Source organism: Nocardioides sp. NBC_00368 (assembly GCF_036090055.1).
Classification (GTDB): Bacteria; Actinomycetota; Actinomycetes; order Propionibacteriales; family Nocardioidaceae; genus Nocardioides.
Genome location: NZ_CP107970.1, coordinates 5,114,913 through 5,129,837, shown reverse-complemented (window position 1 = coordinate 5,129,837; position 14,925 = coordinate 5,114,913). Strand labels below are relative to the sequence as shown.

Sequence of the window (14,925 nt, the reverse complement as noted above, 5' to 3'; positions counted from 1 at the left end):
ACTGCGTCGACAAATCTCAAGGAATCAGCGGCAGGAACGACACAGCGCCGAGCGCACGCGGCAGTGATCCACTGCGCGGCGCTTGGTCAGCATGGTCGAGAACATGCGATGACAGTAGCGCGATGCTCGACGGGCACGAAACGAATGTCTCGGAATACGGACGAGCGTGTCAGGATTCGAGATCGTAGGCCGGGATCGCGCTCAGGACCTGCTCCTTGCGCGGGGCACCGGAAGCCCGCGCCACCTCGTTGCCGGCGCCGTCCAGCACCAGCGTCGTAGGAGTCCGCAGGATGTCGAGGCGGCGGACCAGGTCGAGGTGGTGCTCGGCATCGATCTCGATGTGCACCACGCCCGGGACGATCTCGGCGACCTCGCCCAGGATCCTCCGCGTCGCCCGGCAGGGCGCGCAGAAGGCGCTGGAGAACTGCACGAGCGTCGCCCGTTCACCGAGCTCGGTCTCACCCAGCGCGTCGGTGACCGCATCCCAGGCGTGCGGCTCGGGCGGATGATCCTCGTGGGCCACGTGGAGCTCCTTCGTGCCTCGGAAGCGGCCGTCGGTGAGCAGTCGGAACACGCCGAAGGCGAGCGCGACGGCTATCGCGATGACGGCGATCCAGGCTCCGGTGCTCATGTGACCATTCAACCGGTAACCCGCCCCGCTCATTCCCCCGAGGCGCGCCGAAGTCTCTCGTTGGCGGCTCTCAGACGGCGTACGTCCTCCTCCAGGGCGAGCACGCGGGCGATCCCGGCGAGGTTCAGACCGTCGGCGAGAAGGTCGCGGATGCGGATGAGGCGCTCGATGTCGGCGACGGAGTAGAGCCGGGTGCCACCGGCCGTGCGCGCGGGGTCGACCAGCCCTCTGCGTTCGTAGACACGGAGGTTCTGGATCTGCATCTCGGCCATCTCGGCTGCCACCGAGATGGCGTAGACGGCCCTGGTTCGCTCCTTCACAGGAGCGATTCTGACATGTGGACTTGAAATTCCCTAGGCACTGGAATATATAAAAGGTGTATCCGCTGATATAGATCCCGTGAGGAGGGAATCATGCTGATCCGAAGCACCGATCCGTTCCGCGAGTTCGACCGCATCACCCAGCAGCTCCTGGGCGGCGGCACCACCAACCGCCCGGCCGTGATGCCGATGGACGCCTGGCGCGAGGGCGACCGGTTCGTCATCGAGTTCGACCTTCCCGGCGTCAGCCCGGACACGATCGACCTCGACGTCGAGCGCAACGTGCTCACGGTCAGGGCCGAGCGCGTCGCCAGGAACGGCGACTGGCAGATGCTGGCCAACGAGCGCGTGCGCGGCAGCTTCAGCCGTCAGCTCGTGCTCGGCGACAACCTCGACCTCGACCACATCGAGGCGGCGTACGACGCCGGCGTGCTGCGCTTGGTCGTGCCGGTCGCCGAGAAGGCCAAGCCGCGCAAGATCCAGATCGCCACGGGGGGCCAGCCGGAGCCCGCCGCGATCGAGAGCTGAGGACCTGCCCGCCCCGGCAGGCCCTTACGCAGGTGAGTCGCCGGGCGCGGGCTCCCCAGCCATCTGTGATCTAGCCACCCGCGAACGGCGGGAGGAACTCGACCGTCGACCCCGGTGGGACCTCGATCCCACCGGGGTCGGCCGTTCCTGCCGGACGGTCACCGATGAGTGCCGAGCAGACCTTCAGCACCTCGGGGAGGCGGGTGCCGGCGTGCAGCTCCGCGGCACGGCGTACGACCTCGGCCAGGGTCAACGGACCGTCGACCTCGATCTGGTCCGACGCGGTTCCGGCCGCGGACTTGGCTGCCGCCCAGTAGCGGACCTCTATAACATTCGTCACTTTCTCGTGGACAACCTTCCTATGTCACCGCGAGGTTTCGTTAATATGGTCCAACGATCACCTCACCGAGGCTCAATGTTGCGTTTCGGTGCTCCTCTTTCTCTGACCGAGAGGCACCCCCAATGAGCTCGCTTCTGTTGCTGACCAGTTCGCTCCAGCCTTCGGCAGACGTCCTTCCGGGGCTCTCGCTCCTCGGCCACCAGGTGAAGATCCTTCCTGCTGAAGGTAGCGCGCTTCTCGAGGCGCCCGACTCCGACCTGCTGCTGGTGGACGGCCGACAAGACCTCGCCCAGGCCCGCGACCTGTGTCGTCTGATCCGTACGACCGGCACCGACATCCCCGTGCTGCTGATCGCCACCGAGGGTGGGCTCGCGGTCGTCTCGCACGACTGGGGCATGGACGACGTCGTGCTGCACACCTGCGGTCCGGCCGAGCTCGAGGCCCGGATCAAGCTCGCGATCGGCCGCAACTCGGCTGCCCGCGAGGCTTCCGACCCCGAGGCCCACGTCATCCGCTCCGGCGAGGTCGTCGTCGACGACGCCACCTACACCGCCAAGATCGGTGGCCGCCCGCTCGACCTGACCTTCAAGGAGTTCGAGCTCCTGAAGTTCCTCGCCCAGCACCCCGGCCGCGTCTTCTCCCGCCAGCAGCTGCTGCAGGAGGTGTGGGGCTACGACTACTTCGGCGGCACCCGCACCGTCGACGTCCACGTACGTCGCCTCCGCGCCAAGCTCGGCCCGGAGAACGAGACCCTCATCGGCACCGTCCGCAACGTCGGCTACCGCTTCGTGCTGCCCTCGAAGAACAACGAGGCCGCGGCTGACGGCGCCCGCCTGACCCCGTCTCCTCGCCTGGGGGCCGACGCCTAGGCTGCTCCTATGGCACTCAGCGTCGAGCAGGTCCTGGACATCGCGAAGGCGACCGAGGCGTACGACGGGGTGGCACCGCTCGACGAGGCGACCCTGCTCACGCTGCGCAACCGTCCGGAGGACGCCACGATCTGGGGGGACGTACGTGGCTTCGGGCTGTTGGTCTCGACAGGCTCGACCACCGGTGGAGAGCTGTCGCTGGTGGTGCTGACCCAGCATCGCGGCGTGGGCCTGGGGCGCCAGCTGCTGCTCCGCGCGCCTTCGCTTCCGGCCGGGACGACGGCGTGGTCACACGGGGACAACCCGGCTGCGGCGCGGCTGGCCGCGAAGCAGGGCTGGGAGCGCACGCGTGAGCTGTGGGTGATGCGGCGCCCCGCATCCGGACTGCCGGCCGCTCCCGAGCCTCCCGAAGGGATCGTCGTGCGCGGCTTCGAGGCCGGTGACGAGGCCGAGCTGCTCCGGGTCAACGCCGCCGCCTTCGCGCACCATCCCGAGCAGGGCTCGCTCGACGAGGCCGGGCTGCGGGAGCGGATGTCGGAGCCGTGGTTCGACGCATCGGGGCTGGTCACCGCGTGGGAGGGCGGGAAGCTCCTCGCGTTCCACTGGACGAAGCGCCACAGCGAGACCGAGGGCGAGGTCTACGTCGTCGGCGTCGATCCTGCCGCCCAGGGTCGCGGGCTCGGCAAGCTGGTCACCCTCCTCGGGCTGCGTCACCTGGCAGATGCCGGGGTGGATGCGATCCACCTCTACGTCGAGGGCGACAACACCCCGGCCGTACGTCTCTACGAAGGGCTCGGCTTCACCCGGGCCGCGGCGGACACGCACGTCCAGTACACGCGCAGCTAGTGTCTGGTCGCGTGGAGCTGAACGAGTCTCAGAGTGACCGGGCCGTCGGGGCCATCGTCGGGACCGCGGTGGCGGATGCGCTCGGGGCTCACTACGAGTTCGACCGGCCCCCGCTCGGGGCGGACGAGAAGGCTCAGATGCTCGGCGGCGGGCTCGGCCCGTTCGCGCCCGGGGAGTGGACCGACGACACGACCATGGCGTGGTGCATCCTCGACGCTGCCGCCGGCGGGCTCGACCTGCGTACCGAGGAAGGGCTGACCGCGGTCGCCCGCAACTTCCGGACCTGGGCGGAGTCGGAACCGAAGGACATCGGCAACCAGACGGCCCGGGTGCTCAACACCGCCGGCCCCGCACCGACCGCCGCGGACCTGCGGCTCGTCTCGGAGAAGCTGCACGAGATGACCGGTCACACCGGTGGCAACGGCTCCCTGATGCGTACGGCTCCGGTTCCTCTCCGCCATCTCGGCGACCGTCCGGCCGTCGCGGAGGCCGCGGCGGCGGTGAGTGCCCTGACCCACTGGGACGAGCACGCCCGGTCCGGCTGCGTGCTGTGGTCGCTGGCCATCGAGCACGCGGTGATGCACGGCGAGATCGACGTACGCTCCGGCCTCTCCCTCCTCTCCCCCGCCGAGGCCGGCTTCTGGACCGAGAAGCTCGACGAAGCCGAGACCGCGCCGCCGGCGACCTTCAACCCCAACGGCTGGGTCGTCACCGCGCTGCAGGCCGCGTGGTCCTCGATCGCCCAGACCCCGGTGCCCGAGGCCGATCCGGGGAGCCACTACGTCGAGGCGCTGAACACCGCGATCCGGATCGGCAACGACACCGACACGGTCGCCGCCATCGCCGGCGGCCTCCTCGGCGCCCGCTGGGGCGCCTCCGCCATTCCGGCCGAGTGGCGCGCCCTCAGCCATGGCTACCCCGAGATCTCCGGCAACGTCCTCGCCACCCTCGCCCTCGACGCCGTTGCCGCGACCCGTCCCTGACGGTCGAGTCTGCAGAACTGGCGGGCCGAGAAGGTAGTTGTGGGCGACGAATCTCTACTTTCGTCGCCCACAACTACCTTCTCGGCCACCACTACTGCAGGGTCGAGCCCAACGGGCTGGACCCGGTCAGCGCAGCGGGCGGATGTGGAGGCCGATCTCGGGGTCGACGAGGACCTCCTGAGCGACCGGCATCCCGTCCACGACAAGCTGTGCGTCCACAGGTACGTTGCGCTTGACCAGCCCCAACGCGATCGGGCCGAGCTCGTGGTGACGAGCGGACGAACCCACGAACCCCACCGTCTTCTCCCCGAAGACGAGCTCGGAGCCGGCTACAGGCAGCCGGTTCTCGGAGCCGTCGAGGTGGAGCAGCACCAGGCGCCGCGGCGGGCGGCCCAGGGTGTGGACGCGGGCGACCGTCTCCTGGCCGCGGTAGCAGCCCTTGTCGAGGTGGACGGCGTACTCCGGGCCGACCACGTCAGCAGCCCCCGGCACCCAGCCGACCTCGTTGGGGATCGTGCGCGCGTCGGTGTCCACGCCGAACCGTGGCTCACCACGCTCGATCCGGAGAGCCTCGAACGCCCAGAATCCGCAGGCGGGGCCCGCGGCAGCGGCGTACGTCTCCAAGGACTCGCGCGGGACAAAGGAGTAGCCCTGCGCCGGACGCCAGACGGACGCCTGCGACGACTCGAGCGTCACGGTGACGTCGGACCAGAACTTCATCCGCTCCAGGTAGTCGACCAGCGCCGAACCGGCACCCGGCTCGGTCCACGCCAGGAAGGCGGTGCCGTCGTCGACGCCGGAGAAGAAGTGCTCGACATGTCCCTGCGGCGACAGGATCAGGGCCGAGGTCCAGGCGCCCGGGGCCAGGCCCTCGAACGCCTGCGAGGTCAGCGAGTGCAGCCAGGGCAGCCGATCGGGCCCCGCGATCCGCAGCACGTCTCGGTGGGAGAGGTCGACGAAGCCCTCACCGGAGGCCAGCGTCCGCTGCTCCAGGTTGAACGAGCCGTAGTGCGCGGCGACCGGCGCGTCGGCACCATCACCCGCGACCGCACCGGGCAGGGACAACAGTGGGCTGATCATGCTGTGCTCAGTCAGACCGTGCTCGTTCATGTGGGCTCCTCGGCAGAACAGTCGACGCACGCCCCGAAGACGGTCAGATGAGCGACATCTGCCTCGAAGGCGTACTCCTCACGCAGCCGCTCGCAGATTCCGTCGGCCACAGAGGGGTCAACACTCGTGACCTTCTGACACTTCCTGCACACCGCATGAAAATGCGGGCGCCCGGAGACCGAGTGGTAGGTCGAGGCCCGCTCGCCCAGGTGTGCGTGGCGCACCAGGCCGAGCTCCTCGAGCACCTCGAGGTTGCGGTAGACGGTGGAGAGGTTGATCGCGGAGGACGACTCGCGCACGACCGCGAGCACCTCCTCGGGGGTGGCGTGACGCAGCCGCTCGACGGCTCCGAGGACCAGCTCGCGCTGGGGCGTGAGGCGATAGCCCTTCGCCCGAAGGGCCTCGCGCCAGTCCTCAGCCGCCTCGGTCATCGCGACTACTTCCTCCGCCTGTTACCTGGCTCGCTTGAGCCGCGCCCACAGGTGCGGCTGCAGCGCCTGACCCATCGCGGCCATGTCGTACGCATAGAGCAGGTCACCCTCGACGTTGCCGTAGAGGCGCTTGCCGGCGGTGTACTCCTTGGCCGTCTCCGTGCGAGCGACCGCGTCGGTGACGACGTCGAGCTTGCCGCCCTCGGCCTTGCCGTACCAGACCTCGATGATGCCGCTGCTGTGCGTCATCACCCACTCGACCTCGCCCTCGGGGCGGAAGCGCAGGAAGCCGGTCTCGAGGGCGGCGTCGCGCACCTTCTCGCCGGTCTCGGGGTCGATGATCCACGAGCGCGAGAAGTAGTGGAAGAACGGCCGGCCGTCGTGGGTGAAGATCAGCTCCTGCCCGAACTCGAACTTGTCGATCGTCGGATAGTCACCGTGCCCGTTGCCCTGCCAGGTGCCGAGCATCCACGCGCAAGGACCGGCGTCGGGGTGAAGGTTCTCCGGAAGTTCGAAAGCCACACACCGAGTTTAGGCCGTACGTCGCCTACGACCCGAAACGCAAGCGCTAGTGTGCTCGTCATGCAAGAACTCGTGGTGAAGGTGACCGTGGGCGCCGAGACGCCCGAGCGCACGAACCAGGCCTTCACGGTCGCCTCGGCGGCCGCGACCGCCGGAGCCAAGGTGTCCCTGTGGCTCACCGGCGAGGCGACGTGGTTCGCCGTGCCCGGGCGCGCGGAGGAGTTCACGCTGGAGAACGCGGCGCCCCTGCAGGAGCTGCTCGCCCTGGTGATCGAGGCCGGCGAGGTCACCGTGTGCAGCCAGTGCGCCTCCCGCCGAGACCTCACCGAGGACGACCTGATCAAGGGCGTCACCATCAAGGGTGCGGTCGTGTTCGCCGAGGAGATCCTCCGCGACGGCGTGCAGGCTCTCGTCTACTGATTTCGACGCCGTCCGGAATTACACCCATGTAGTTCCAGGTAGCACGCGTGTTAATCCTCTCGGAGACTCCACACGCCGCCTACTTCGCCGTTAGCATTCACCCTCGTGAGCACGCAGACCCCCAGTGGCAAGTGGTGGAGCCGGGATTCGGCCGCCCAGCCGGGTGACGACGAGGACCTGACGGCGCGCGCTGCGGAACTGGCCCGCGCGGCCGCCGCAGCCGAGTCACTTCGCATCGCAGCCGAGCAGGCGGCCGCCGAGCAGGCGGCCGAGCGGCTGGTGGCCGAGGAGTCCGCCGCCCAGCACGCAACCGCCCGCGCCAAGGCCGACGAGACCGCCAAGCTCCACGCCGAGCTGGCCGCCGACGCCCACCAGGCGCGTGAGGTCGCCGAGAAGGCAGCCGAGGAGTACGCCCGCGCCCGGGTCGAGGCCGAGAAGCTCGCCGACACCCGCGCCAAGGAGCGCGCCGAGGCCGAGGAGGCCGCGGTCGCGAGGGGCAAGGAGCTGGAGGCGGCCGAGCGTCGCCTCCTCGAGGCTGCCCGCACCGCCGAGGAGCAGACCCGCGCACGCAGCGAGGCCGAGGAGGCCGCCCGTGCCAAGGCCGAGGAGGCCGCCGCCGCGGCCACCGCCGCGGCCGAGGCGCACACGAAGGCTGCCGAGCACGCCGAGCTGGCCAAGGCCGCCTACGCCGCGCGCAGCGTCGCCGAGGCAGCCGCCGAGGACCGCCTCGAGGAGATGGACGAGCTTCGCGACGCGCTGGCGGCGGCCGAGAAGGCTGCCCGCAAGGCCGCCGACGAGGCACGCGCCGCCTACGAGGCCCGCAGCGAGGCAGAGGCAGCGGCCGAGGCCGCCTACACCGCCCGCACCGCGGCCGACGCGCGCTCCGAGGAGCTCGCGCGGATGCGCGAGGAGGCCGACGCCGCCGCGGCCGGCCGGGCCGACGAGGCGCTGGCGGCGTTCACCGCGCGCCAGGCCGCCGAGCAGGCCGCGAACGACCGCGCGACCGAGGCCGAGAAGGCAGCGGCCGCACGCATCACGGCCGAGGAGTCCGCGGTCGCGATGGCGACCCAGGCCGAGAGGGCCGAGCAGGCCCGCAAGGAGGCCGAGGCAGCCGCCGAGGCTGCCTACGCCGCCGCCGAGGAGGCTGCGACCGCCCGCACCAAGGCCGAGGAAGCGGCGAAGGAGGCCTTCGAGGAGCGCAAGGCCGCCGACGCCAATGCCGAGGACCACGCGATGACGCGAGCCGCGGCCGAGGCCGCGGCTGCGGACCAGTACGCCGTGGCGGCCGAGGCGCTCGCCGCCCGCACCGAGGCGGAGGAGGCGGCACTGCGCGCCTTCAAGGCCGCCGACGCCGCCAACGACGCCCGGCTCGAGGCCGAGAAGAGCGCGAAGCAGTACGCGGAGTTCGCTGCTGCCGCCGCGCACGAGGCCAACGAGAACGAGGAGCGCTACCGGCAGCTCACCGAGCTCGCCTCGCAGGCCGAGCAGGCGGCCGAGGCCGCCAACATCGCCAGGATGGCGGCCGACCAGCGCGCCTCCGAGCACGCCGATCTCGCCGTCCAGGCCCTGGAGGGCCGGCGCGCCGCCGAGCGCGCTGCGACCGAGGCCAACGAGGGTCGTCGCGCGGCAGAGACCGCGCTGCGTACCGCCCACGAGTCGATGACCGAGGTCATCACCGGGCAGGCCCGCGAGCGTGAAGAGGCCGAGCGCCGGATGACGGAGATGATGAACCGTCTCGCCGAGGTGCAGGAGCAGGCCGCCGAGGCCGTACGTCTGCGGGCCGAGGCCGAGGAGGTCGCCGGCCAGAAGGCGATCGACCGTCAGGCCGTCGAAGCCTCGATCCTGCACAACACCCAGCTGGTCGAGCAGGCCATCGTGGACCGGCAGATCGCCGAGCGCCGCAGCGCCCAGCTCGCCAAGCAGCTCGCCGACCTGCGCGAGGCCGTCATGCTCGCGGTCAAGGGCGGCAGCACCAACAAGCGCGCGATGCAGGCCCTCGAGCTCACCCTCGCCGCGACCCCGAACCCGCCGGAGGCGAGCCTCCCCATCCCGGACGCTCCTGAGGAGCCGCTGGTGGTCGAGCCCCTCGAGACCGTCGCGCCGGTCCACAACGACAAGACCACCGCCCCCGCGCCGGTCGGCTCATCGGCCGCACCGACGGCAGGTCCCCCGACCGCGCCGGTGAACCTTCCCGAGCGCCCGACCGGCAAGAAGCAGGGCAACAAGAAGGCGCCCTCCAACGACGCCGCCGCAGGCCAGGCCGACCTGCCCGACACCCCGAGCGACTCGCTCCCCCAGCGCTCGAGCGGCTGGCTGGCAGCGGTCAAGCTCGCCGAGTCCGGCAAGTTCCCCGGTGCCAAGATCCCCGGTGCCGACTCCGTGCCCGAGCCCGCCAAGCCCGCCGGCGAGGTGTCTGACGCCGACCTGGAGGGCGAGCCGGCCGGCACCAAGAAGCTCACCGTCCGCACCTTCAAGCCCGAGGACGGCTCGCTCATGACCGAGAGCACCGTCACGGTCACCGAGGAGGGTGTGCTCGACGTACGCAAGGACGAGCAGACCCACACCTACGACCTCTACGACACCCACACCGACATCACCATCAAGGGTGAGCCGGCCACCGACGAGTGGGTCGTCGAGTTCAACACGGACGAGGCCGGCGCGGTCCAGGTCGACAAGTCGATGGTCGACCCCGAGGCGTTCCAGCGCGAGGTTCTCCGCTGGCGCCCGGATATGGCCGGCTGAGCGGCTCGCTGGAATACCCGGTCAACCGGGTATTCCTGCACTTCTCAGGCATTGCAACACCTGAGAAGTGCAGGAGTTGCCCGAGAAGTCAGAGGTTGTCGCGCAGGACCTGCGCGATCTCGAGCACAGCGGCACGTGACGTACGCCCGGCGCCGACCACGTTCAGGAAGCCGTGGATCTGGTCGGCGAAGCGCTTGTGCGCGACCTTGACCCCGGCCTCCTCGAGCTTGGCGGCGTACGCCTCACCCTCGTCGCGCAGCGGGTCGAAGCCCGCGGTCGCGACGTAGGCCGGGGCGACCCCGCTCGTCGGGATCTCTGCGTGCAGCGGAGCGTGGCGCGGGTCGCGGCGGTCGATGCCCTGGGGCAGGTAGTTGTCGGTGGCGGCCGCGATGAAGTCGGCGGTCAGGTAGAAGCCCTCGCGGAGATCCTCGCGGCTGCGGGTGTTCGCCTCCGACTGCGTCACCGGGTAGATGAGCAGCTGGAACGCGCAGGCCTCGCCGACCGCGAGAGCGACCCCGGCCGCCAGGTTGCCGCCGGCGGAGTCGCCGCCGACCCCGATCCGGGCCGGGTCCGCACCGAGCTCGGCCGCGTGCTCGACCACCCACCGGAACGCCGCGACCGAGTCGTCGTATGCCGCCGGGAACGGCGACTCCGGCGCCAGCCGATAGTCGACGGAGAGCACCTTGACGCCGGACTCGCTGGCCAGCAGCCGGCAGGGAGCGTCGTGGGAGTCGAGGTCGCCGAAGATGAACCCGCCGCCGTGCAGGAAGACCAGCAGCGGAGCGTTGCCCGAGACTCCCTCGGGGACGTAGAGCCGCGCCTTCAGGCCCGCGACCCACAGCTCGCGCACCGACCCGATCTCCTGGCGACCACCACCGAGCTGCGACTGCCGCAGCAGTGCGACCCGCCCCTTCGGGATCGGCAGCGTCGACGGGTCCGGCTCCCCCGACACCTTCATCAGCGCGAGCATGATCTGGGTGTCCACGGCGAGCGTCTGCCCGTCGTACGTCACCGGCTTGCCGACGATCCGCCGCTGCACCGAGGCCGGCAGGTTCAGTGCCGCCGCGAACGCCAGCCCCTTGATCGGGGTCACCACAGGCGCCACCAGCGGATCGATCACGGACGACGCACGCTCAAGAATCGACATGCGCCCAAGCTACCGGTTACCAGGGACATCGTGTAGCAGGTAGTTCATCAGACGATCGCCGGAACGTACCGTGGAATCGACGCTCCCGAACCCACCCTCGGATGAAAGACTGTTCCCATGAGTCTCGACCCGCAGGCCCCCACCCGCTCGGCCGAGGACACCGTGAGTCTGACCGCGGTTCCCGACCAACCCTTCGACGTCGAGCCCGAGTACCTCCCGGACCACGAGGCGCTGGCCGAGGTCGAGAAGTACGAGGACCGGTTCCTCGACCGCGAGCTGTCCTGGCTGAGGTTCAACGAGCGGGTGCTGGAGCTGGCGGAGGACGACACGCTGCCGCTGCTGGAACGCGTACGTTTCCTGGCGATCTTCACCTCCAACCTCGATGAGTTCTTCATGGTCCGCGTCGCCGGGCTGAAGCGGCGGATTGCGGCCGGGGTGGCGGTGCGCGCGGCGTCCGGGCTGATGCCGCGCGAGGTCCTCGAGCTGATCTGGCGGAAGACGCGGGAGCTCTCCGAGCGGCATGCCGAGGTGTTCCGCGACAAGGTGAAGCCAGCGCTGCTCGGAGAGGGCATCCAGCTGCTGCACTGGGAGGACCTCACCCCCGAGGAGGTCAAGGCCTGCAAGAAGCTGTTCAAGGAGCGGGTCTACCCGGTGCTGACGCCGCTGGCGGTCGACCCGGCCCACCCGTTCCCCTACATCTCCGGTCTCTCCCTCAACCTGGCGGTCCGGCTGCGCGACCCGAAGACGAAGAAGAAGCACTTCGCCCGCGTGAAGGTGCCGCCGATCTTCACCCGCTTCGTGCCGCTGGGCGACGACCGCTTCGTGCCGCTCGAGGAGATCATGCGCGAGCGGCTGCACAAGCTCTTCCCGGGGATGGAGATCCTCGAGGTGCACACCTTCCGGGTGACCCGCAACGAGGACCTCGAGGTCGAGGAGGACGACGCCGAGAACCTCCTCACCGCGCTGGAGAAGGAGCTGCTGCGGCGGCGCTTCGGCCCTCCCGTACGCCTCGAGGTGCAGGAGTCCATGACCGACTCGACCCTCGACCTGCTGGTCTCCGAGCTCGGCATCTCCGACAAGGAGGTCTTCCGGCTGCCCGGCCCGCTCGACCTGCGCGGACTGCACGGCATCGCCGACATCGACCACGAGCAGCTGAAGTATCCGGCCTTCGTGCCGAGCACCCACCCGGCGCTGGCGCCGGTCGAGAGCGCCGCGCCGGTCGACGTCTTCAAGGCGGCCCGTCGTGGCGACATCCTCCTGCAGCATCCCTACGACTCGTTCGCGACGAGCGTGCAGCGCTTCATCGAGCAGGCGGCGGCCGACCCGCGGGTGCTGGCGATCAAGCAGACCCTCTACCGCACCTCCGGCGACTCCCCCATCATCGACGCCCTCATCGACGCCGCCGAGGCCGGCAAGCAGGTCCTGGTGCTGGTCGAGATCAAGGCGCGCTTCGACGAGGTGGCCAACATCCGCTGGGCGCGCAAGCTCGAGCAGGCCGGCTGCCACGTGGTCTACGGCCTGGTCGGCCTGAAGACCCACTGCAAGCTGGCGATGGTGGTGCGCGAGGAGCCCGACGGCACCATCCGCCGCTACACGCACATCGGCACCGGCAACTACAACCCCAAGACCTCTCGGCTCTACGAGGACATGGGGCTGATCACCACCAACGAGAACATCGGCGAGGACGTCGCCCACCTGTTCAACAACCTCTCCGGCTGGAGCCGGGAGGCGACGTACGAGCAGCTTCTCGTCGCACCCGGAAACGTACGCAGCGGCCTGATCGAGCAGATCCACGCCGAGATCGCCCACCACCTGGCCGGGCGGCCGGCACGGATCCGGCTCAAGGCCAACTCCGTCGTGGACGAGGCCGTCATCGACGCGCTCTACCTGGCCTCCCAGGCAGGCGTGCCGGTCCAGCTGCTGGTGCGCGGCATCTGCGCGCTCCGCCCGGGTGTGGAGGGGCTCAGCGAGACCATCGAGGTGCGCTCGATCCTGGGCAGGTTCCTGGAGCACTCGCGGATCTTCTGGTTCGAGAACGGCAACGCCGACGACGGGGACGGCCCGACCGCCTGGATCGGCTCGGCCGACATGATGCACCGCAACCTCGACCGCCGGGTCGAGGCCCTCGTACGTCTCCCCACCCCGGAGCTCGTGGCGGAGGTCGGCGCACTGTTCGACCTGGCATTCGAACCGTCGACGGACGCCTGGATCCTCGGGTCCGACGGAACGTGGACCCGAAACCACGCTCCCGACCATCTCCAGGCGATGTTGATCACACGTCAGCGGCAACGCAGGCGCGCCTCGGCGGGCTGAACACGCCCCTGGCTTTCGTCGTGTCAAGCGGACTCGCCTAACATGAGCCCGCAGGTCTGCCTCATCCAGCCAGGAGCCCCCCGTGCGTTTCCGAATCCGCCCGGTCGACACGTCGTTCTACGACCTGTTCACCGAGTCTGCCAACCACCTCGTCGGCGGTGTCTCGCTGCTCGCCGAGATGCTCAGCGACAATGCCGATCGTGAGGACGTCGCGCGACGGATGCGCGACGCGGAGCATGCCGCTGACGAGACCACCCACGAGCTGGTCAAGAAGGTCAACTCGACCTTCGTCACGCCGTTCGACCGCGAGGACATCTACGCCCTCGGCTCCGGTCTCGACGACGTGATGGACTCGATGGACGAGGTCGTCGACCAGATCTTCGTCTACGGCGTCAACATCCTCCCCCCGGAGCTCTCCGACCAGGTGACCGTGCTCCAGCGCTGCGCGGAGCTGACCGCGTCGGCCATGCCCAAGCTGCGCTCCATGAAGGAGCTCTCGGAGTACTGGATCGAGATCAACCGTCTCGAGAACCAGGGCGACAAGAACCACCGCCGCATTCTCGCCAAGCTCTTCTCCGGTGAGTACGACGCACTCGAGGTCCTCAAGCTGAAGGACATCGTCGAGTCCCTCGAGGACGCGATCGACGGCTTCGAGAAGGTCGCGAACACCGTCGAGCAGATCGCCGTCAAGGAATCCTGAGCCTGCTCAATGGAACTCGCCATTGTCATCGCGGTGGTCGTCGTCGCCCTGGTCTTCGACTACACCAACGGCTTCCATGACGCCGCCAACGCCATCGCGACCTCCGTGTCCACGCGAGCGCTCACACCGCGCATCGCCCTCCTGCTTGCGGCGGTGATGAACTTCGTCGGCGCCTTCCTGGGCCAGAAGGTCGCCCACACCGTCTCCGACACCATCACGCCACCATCGGGCGCCCATGGTCTGACAGTCGTGATGGCCGGCCTGCTCGGCGCGATCGCCTGGAACATGATCACCTGGTACTTCGGGCTGCCCTCGTCCTCCTCGCACGCGCTCATCGGCGGTCTGGCCGGCTCGGCGATCGCCGCCGGTGCGTTCGTCAACTGGTGGACGGTGCTGCAGAAGGTCGTCATCCCCATGTTCGTCTCGCCGTTCGTCGCCTTCAGCCTCGGCTTCGGCGTGATGCTCGCGATCATGTGGATCTTCCGGCGCGCCAACCCGCACAAGGCGCAGAAGGGCTTCCGGATCGCGCAGACGATCTCGGCGGCCGCGATGGCGCTCGGTCACGGCCTCCAGGACGCGCAGAAGACCATGGGCGTCATCTTCCTCGCCCTGGTCACCGGCGGCTTCCTCTCCGAGGGCGACGGTCTCCCGTTCTGGGTCATCGCCGCGGCCGCCACGGCGATCTCGCTCGGCACCATGTCCGGTGGCTGGCGCATCATGCGCACCCTCGGCCGCCGCATCATCCACCTGGACCCCTCCCGCGGCTTCGCCGCGGAGTCGGTCGCTGCTTCGGTGCTCTACACCACGGCGTACGTCTGGGAGGCCCCGATCTCGACCACGCACACGATCACCTCTTCGATCATGGGTGTGGGCGCGACCAAGCGGTTCTCCGCGGTCCGCTGGGGGGTCGCGAAGTCGATCGTCGCGGCCTGGATCTTCACCTTCCCGGCCGCCGGCGGTGTCGCGGCGCTGACCTACCTGATCTGCCACTTCGTTTTTCAGCTGCCGTAGACGACAACACGC

Annotated in this window: 16 protein-coding genes; 9 read left to right on the top strand and 7 right to left on the bottom strand. The window is 69.5% G+C overall.

Annotation, left to right across the window (positions count from 1 at the left end):
• Window positions 1-169: 169 nt before the first annotated feature.
• Together OG984_RS24470 and OG984_RS24465 are read right to left on the bottom strand one after the other, a co-directional pair.
• Window positions 170-631, bottom strand: a complete 462-nt coding sequence (locus OG984_RS24470) for a thioredoxin family protein (RefSeq protein ID WP_328528772.1) — start codon at window positions 629-631, stop codon at window positions 170-172.
• Between the two features lie 29 nt (window positions 632-660).
• Window positions 661-951 (bottom strand): MerR family transcriptional regulator, encoded by a 291-nt coding sequence (locus OG984_RS24465; RefSeq protein ID WP_328528771.1) that lies wholly within the window; start codon window positions 949-951, stop codon window positions 661-663.
• A 93-nt stretch (window positions 952-1,044) separates the two neighbouring features.
• Here OG984_RS24465 and OG984_RS24460 point away from each other — a divergent pair, with 93 nt between their 5' ends.
• On the top strand, window positions 1,045-1,479 hold the full coding sequence (locus tag OG984_RS24460) for an Hsp20/alpha crystallin family protein (RefSeq protein ID WP_328528770.1): 435 nt from the start codon (window positions 1,045-1,047) through the stop codon (window positions 1,477-1,479).
• 70 nt (window positions 1,480-1,549) lie between these two features.
• Here OG984_RS24460 and OG984_RS24455 read toward each other — a convergent pair whose 3' ends face one another.
• Window positions 1,550-1,819 (bottom strand): MoaD/ThiS family protein, encoded by a 270-nt coding sequence (locus OG984_RS24455; RefSeq protein WP_328528769.1) that lies wholly within the window; start codon window positions 1,817-1,819, stop codon window positions 1,550-1,552.
• A 122-nt stretch (window positions 1,820-1,941) separates the two neighbouring features.
• Here OG984_RS24455 and OG984_RS24450 point away from each other — a divergent pair, with 122 nt between their 5' ends.
• The 3 genes from OG984_RS24450 to OG984_RS24440 are packed head-to-tail and all read left to right on the top strand — an operon-like array spanning window position 1,942 to window position 4,517.
• Window positions 1,942-2,688: a response regulator transcription factor gene (locus tag OG984_RS24450; protein ID WP_328528768.1), complete on the top strand. Its 747-nt coding sequence runs from the start codon at window positions 1,942-1,944 to the stop codon at window positions 2,686-2,688.
• 9 nt (window positions 2,689-2,697) lie between these two features.
• Window positions 2,698-3,534, top strand: a complete 837-nt coding sequence (mshD, locus tag OG984_RS24445; RefSeq protein ID WP_328528767.1) for a mycothiol synthase — start codon at window positions 2,698-2,700, stop codon at window positions 3,532-3,534.
• A gap of 11 nt (window positions 3,535-3,545) precedes the next feature.
• Entirely contained in the window at window positions 3,546-4,517 is a 972-nt protein-coding gene (locus OG984_RS24440; protein WP_328528766.1) for an ADP-ribosylglycohydrolase family protein, read from the top strand.
• Window positions 4,518-4,643: 126 nt separating this feature from the next.
• Here the strand turns inward: OG984_RS24440 and ygfZ are convergent, their stop codons facing one another.
• Genes ygfZ through OG984_RS24425 form a run of 3 tightly spaced genes read right to left on the bottom strand, consistent with a single transcriptional unit; the run spans window position 4,644 to window position 6,580 of the window.
• On the bottom strand, window positions 4,644-5,627 hold the full coding sequence (ygfZ, locus tag OG984_RS24435) for a CAF17-like 4Fe-4S cluster assembly/insertion protein YgfZ (RefSeq protein ID WP_328528765.1): 984 nt from the start codon (window positions 5,625-5,627) through the stop codon (window positions 4,644-4,646).
• The gene (locus OG984_RS24430) at window positions 5,624-6,058 is read right to left on the bottom strand and encodes a Fur family transcriptional regulator (protein ID WP_328528764.1); all 435 of its coding nucleotides are present in this window, start codon (window positions 6,056-6,058) and stop codon (window positions 5,624-5,626) included. Before OG984_RS24430 ends, ygfZ begins: the two co-directional genes overlap by 4 nt.
• A 21-nt stretch (window positions 6,059-6,079) precedes the next feature.
• The gene (locus tag OG984_RS24425) at window positions 6,080-6,580 is read right to left on the bottom strand and encodes an FABP family protein (protein WP_328528763.1); all 501 of its coding nucleotides are present in this window, start codon (window positions 6,578-6,580) and stop codon (window positions 6,080-6,082) included.
• A gap of 60 nt (window positions 6,581-6,640) precedes the next feature.
• Between OG984_RS24425 and OG984_RS24420 the strand changes: the two genes are divergently transcribed.
• Both OG984_RS24420 and OG984_RS24415 read left to right on the top strand, forming a co-directional pair.
• A complete protein-coding gene (locus tag OG984_RS24420) occupies window positions 6,641-7,000 on the top strand; it encodes a DsrE family protein (RefSeq protein ID WP_328528762.1) in 360 nt (119 codons plus the stop codon).
• 105 nt (window positions 7,001-7,105) lie between these two features.
• Window positions 7,106-9,742 (top strand): hypothetical protein, encoded by a 2,637-nt coding sequence (locus OG984_RS24415; protein WP_328528761.1) that lies wholly within the window; start codon window positions 7,106-7,108, stop codon window positions 9,740-9,742.
• Window positions 9,743-9,830: 88 nt separating this feature from the next.
• Here the strand turns inward: OG984_RS24415 and OG984_RS24410 are convergent, their stop codons facing one another.
• Entirely contained in the window at window positions 9,831-10,889 is a 1,059-nt protein-coding gene (locus tag OG984_RS24410) for an alpha/beta hydrolase (RefSeq protein ID WP_328528760.1), read from the bottom strand.
• Between the two features lie 117 nt (window positions 10,890-11,006).
• Between OG984_RS24410 and OG984_RS24405 the strand changes: the two genes are divergently transcribed.
• The 3 genes from OG984_RS24405 (at window position 11,007) to OG984_RS24395 (ending at window position 14,913) form a co-directional block, all read left to right on the top strand.
• The gene (locus OG984_RS24405) at window positions 11,007-13,202 is read left to right on the top strand and encodes an RNA degradosome polyphosphate kinase (RefSeq protein ID WP_328528759.1); all 2,196 of its coding nucleotides are present in this window, start codon (window positions 11,007-11,009) and stop codon (window positions 13,200-13,202) included.
• Between the two features lie 82 nt (window positions 13,203-13,284).
• Entirely contained in the window at window positions 13,285-13,902 is a 618-nt protein-coding gene (locus OG984_RS24400; protein ID WP_328528758.1) for a DUF47 domain-containing protein, read from the top strand.
• 9 nt (window positions 13,903-13,911) lie between these two features.
• A complete protein-coding gene (locus OG984_RS24395) occupies window positions 13,912-14,913 on the top strand; it encodes an inorganic phosphate transporter (protein WP_328528757.1) in 1,002 nt (333 codons plus the stop codon).
• Window positions 14,914-14,925 lie beyond the last annotated feature (12 nt).

Coding starts and splice junctions, on each gene's coding strand:
- OG984_RS24470 (WP_328528772.1), bottom strand. CDS start 631: ATGAGCACCGGAGCCTGGATCGCCGTCATCGCGATAGCCGTCGCGCTC.
- OG984_RS24460 (WP_328528770.1), top strand. CDS start 1,045: ATGCTGATCCGAAGCACCGATCCGTTCCGCGAGTTCGACCGCATCACC.
- OG984_RS24450 (WP_328528768.1), top strand. CDS start 1,942: ATGAGCTCGCTTCTGTTGCTGACCAGTTCGCTCCAGCCTTCGGCAGAC.
- mshD (WP_328528767.1), top strand. CDS start 2,698: ATGGCACTCAGCGTCGAGCAGGTCCTGGACATCGCGAAGGCGACCGAG.
- ygfZ (WP_328528765.1), bottom strand. CDS start 5,627: ATGAACGAGCACGGTCTGACTGAGCACAGCATGATCAGCCCACTGTTG.
- OG984_RS24430 (WP_328528764.1), bottom strand. CDS start 6,058: ATGACCGAGGCGGCTGAGGACTGGCGCGAGGCCCTTCGGGCGAAGGGC.
- OG984_RS24420 (WP_328528762.1), top strand. CDS start 6,641: ATGCAAGAACTCGTGGTGAAGGTGACCGTGGGCGCCGAGACGCCCGAG.
- OG984_RS24410 (WP_328528760.1), bottom strand. CDS start 10,889: ATGTCGATTCTTGAGCGTGCGTCGTCCGTGATCGATCCGCTGGTGGCG.
- OG984_RS24405 (WP_328528759.1), top strand. CDS start 11,007: ATGAGTCTCGACCCGCAGGCCCCCACCCGCTCGGCCGAGGACACCGTG.
- OG984_RS24395 (WP_328528757.1), top strand. CDS start 13,912: ATGGAACTCGCCATTGTCATCGCGGTGGTCGTCGTCGCCCTGGTCTTC.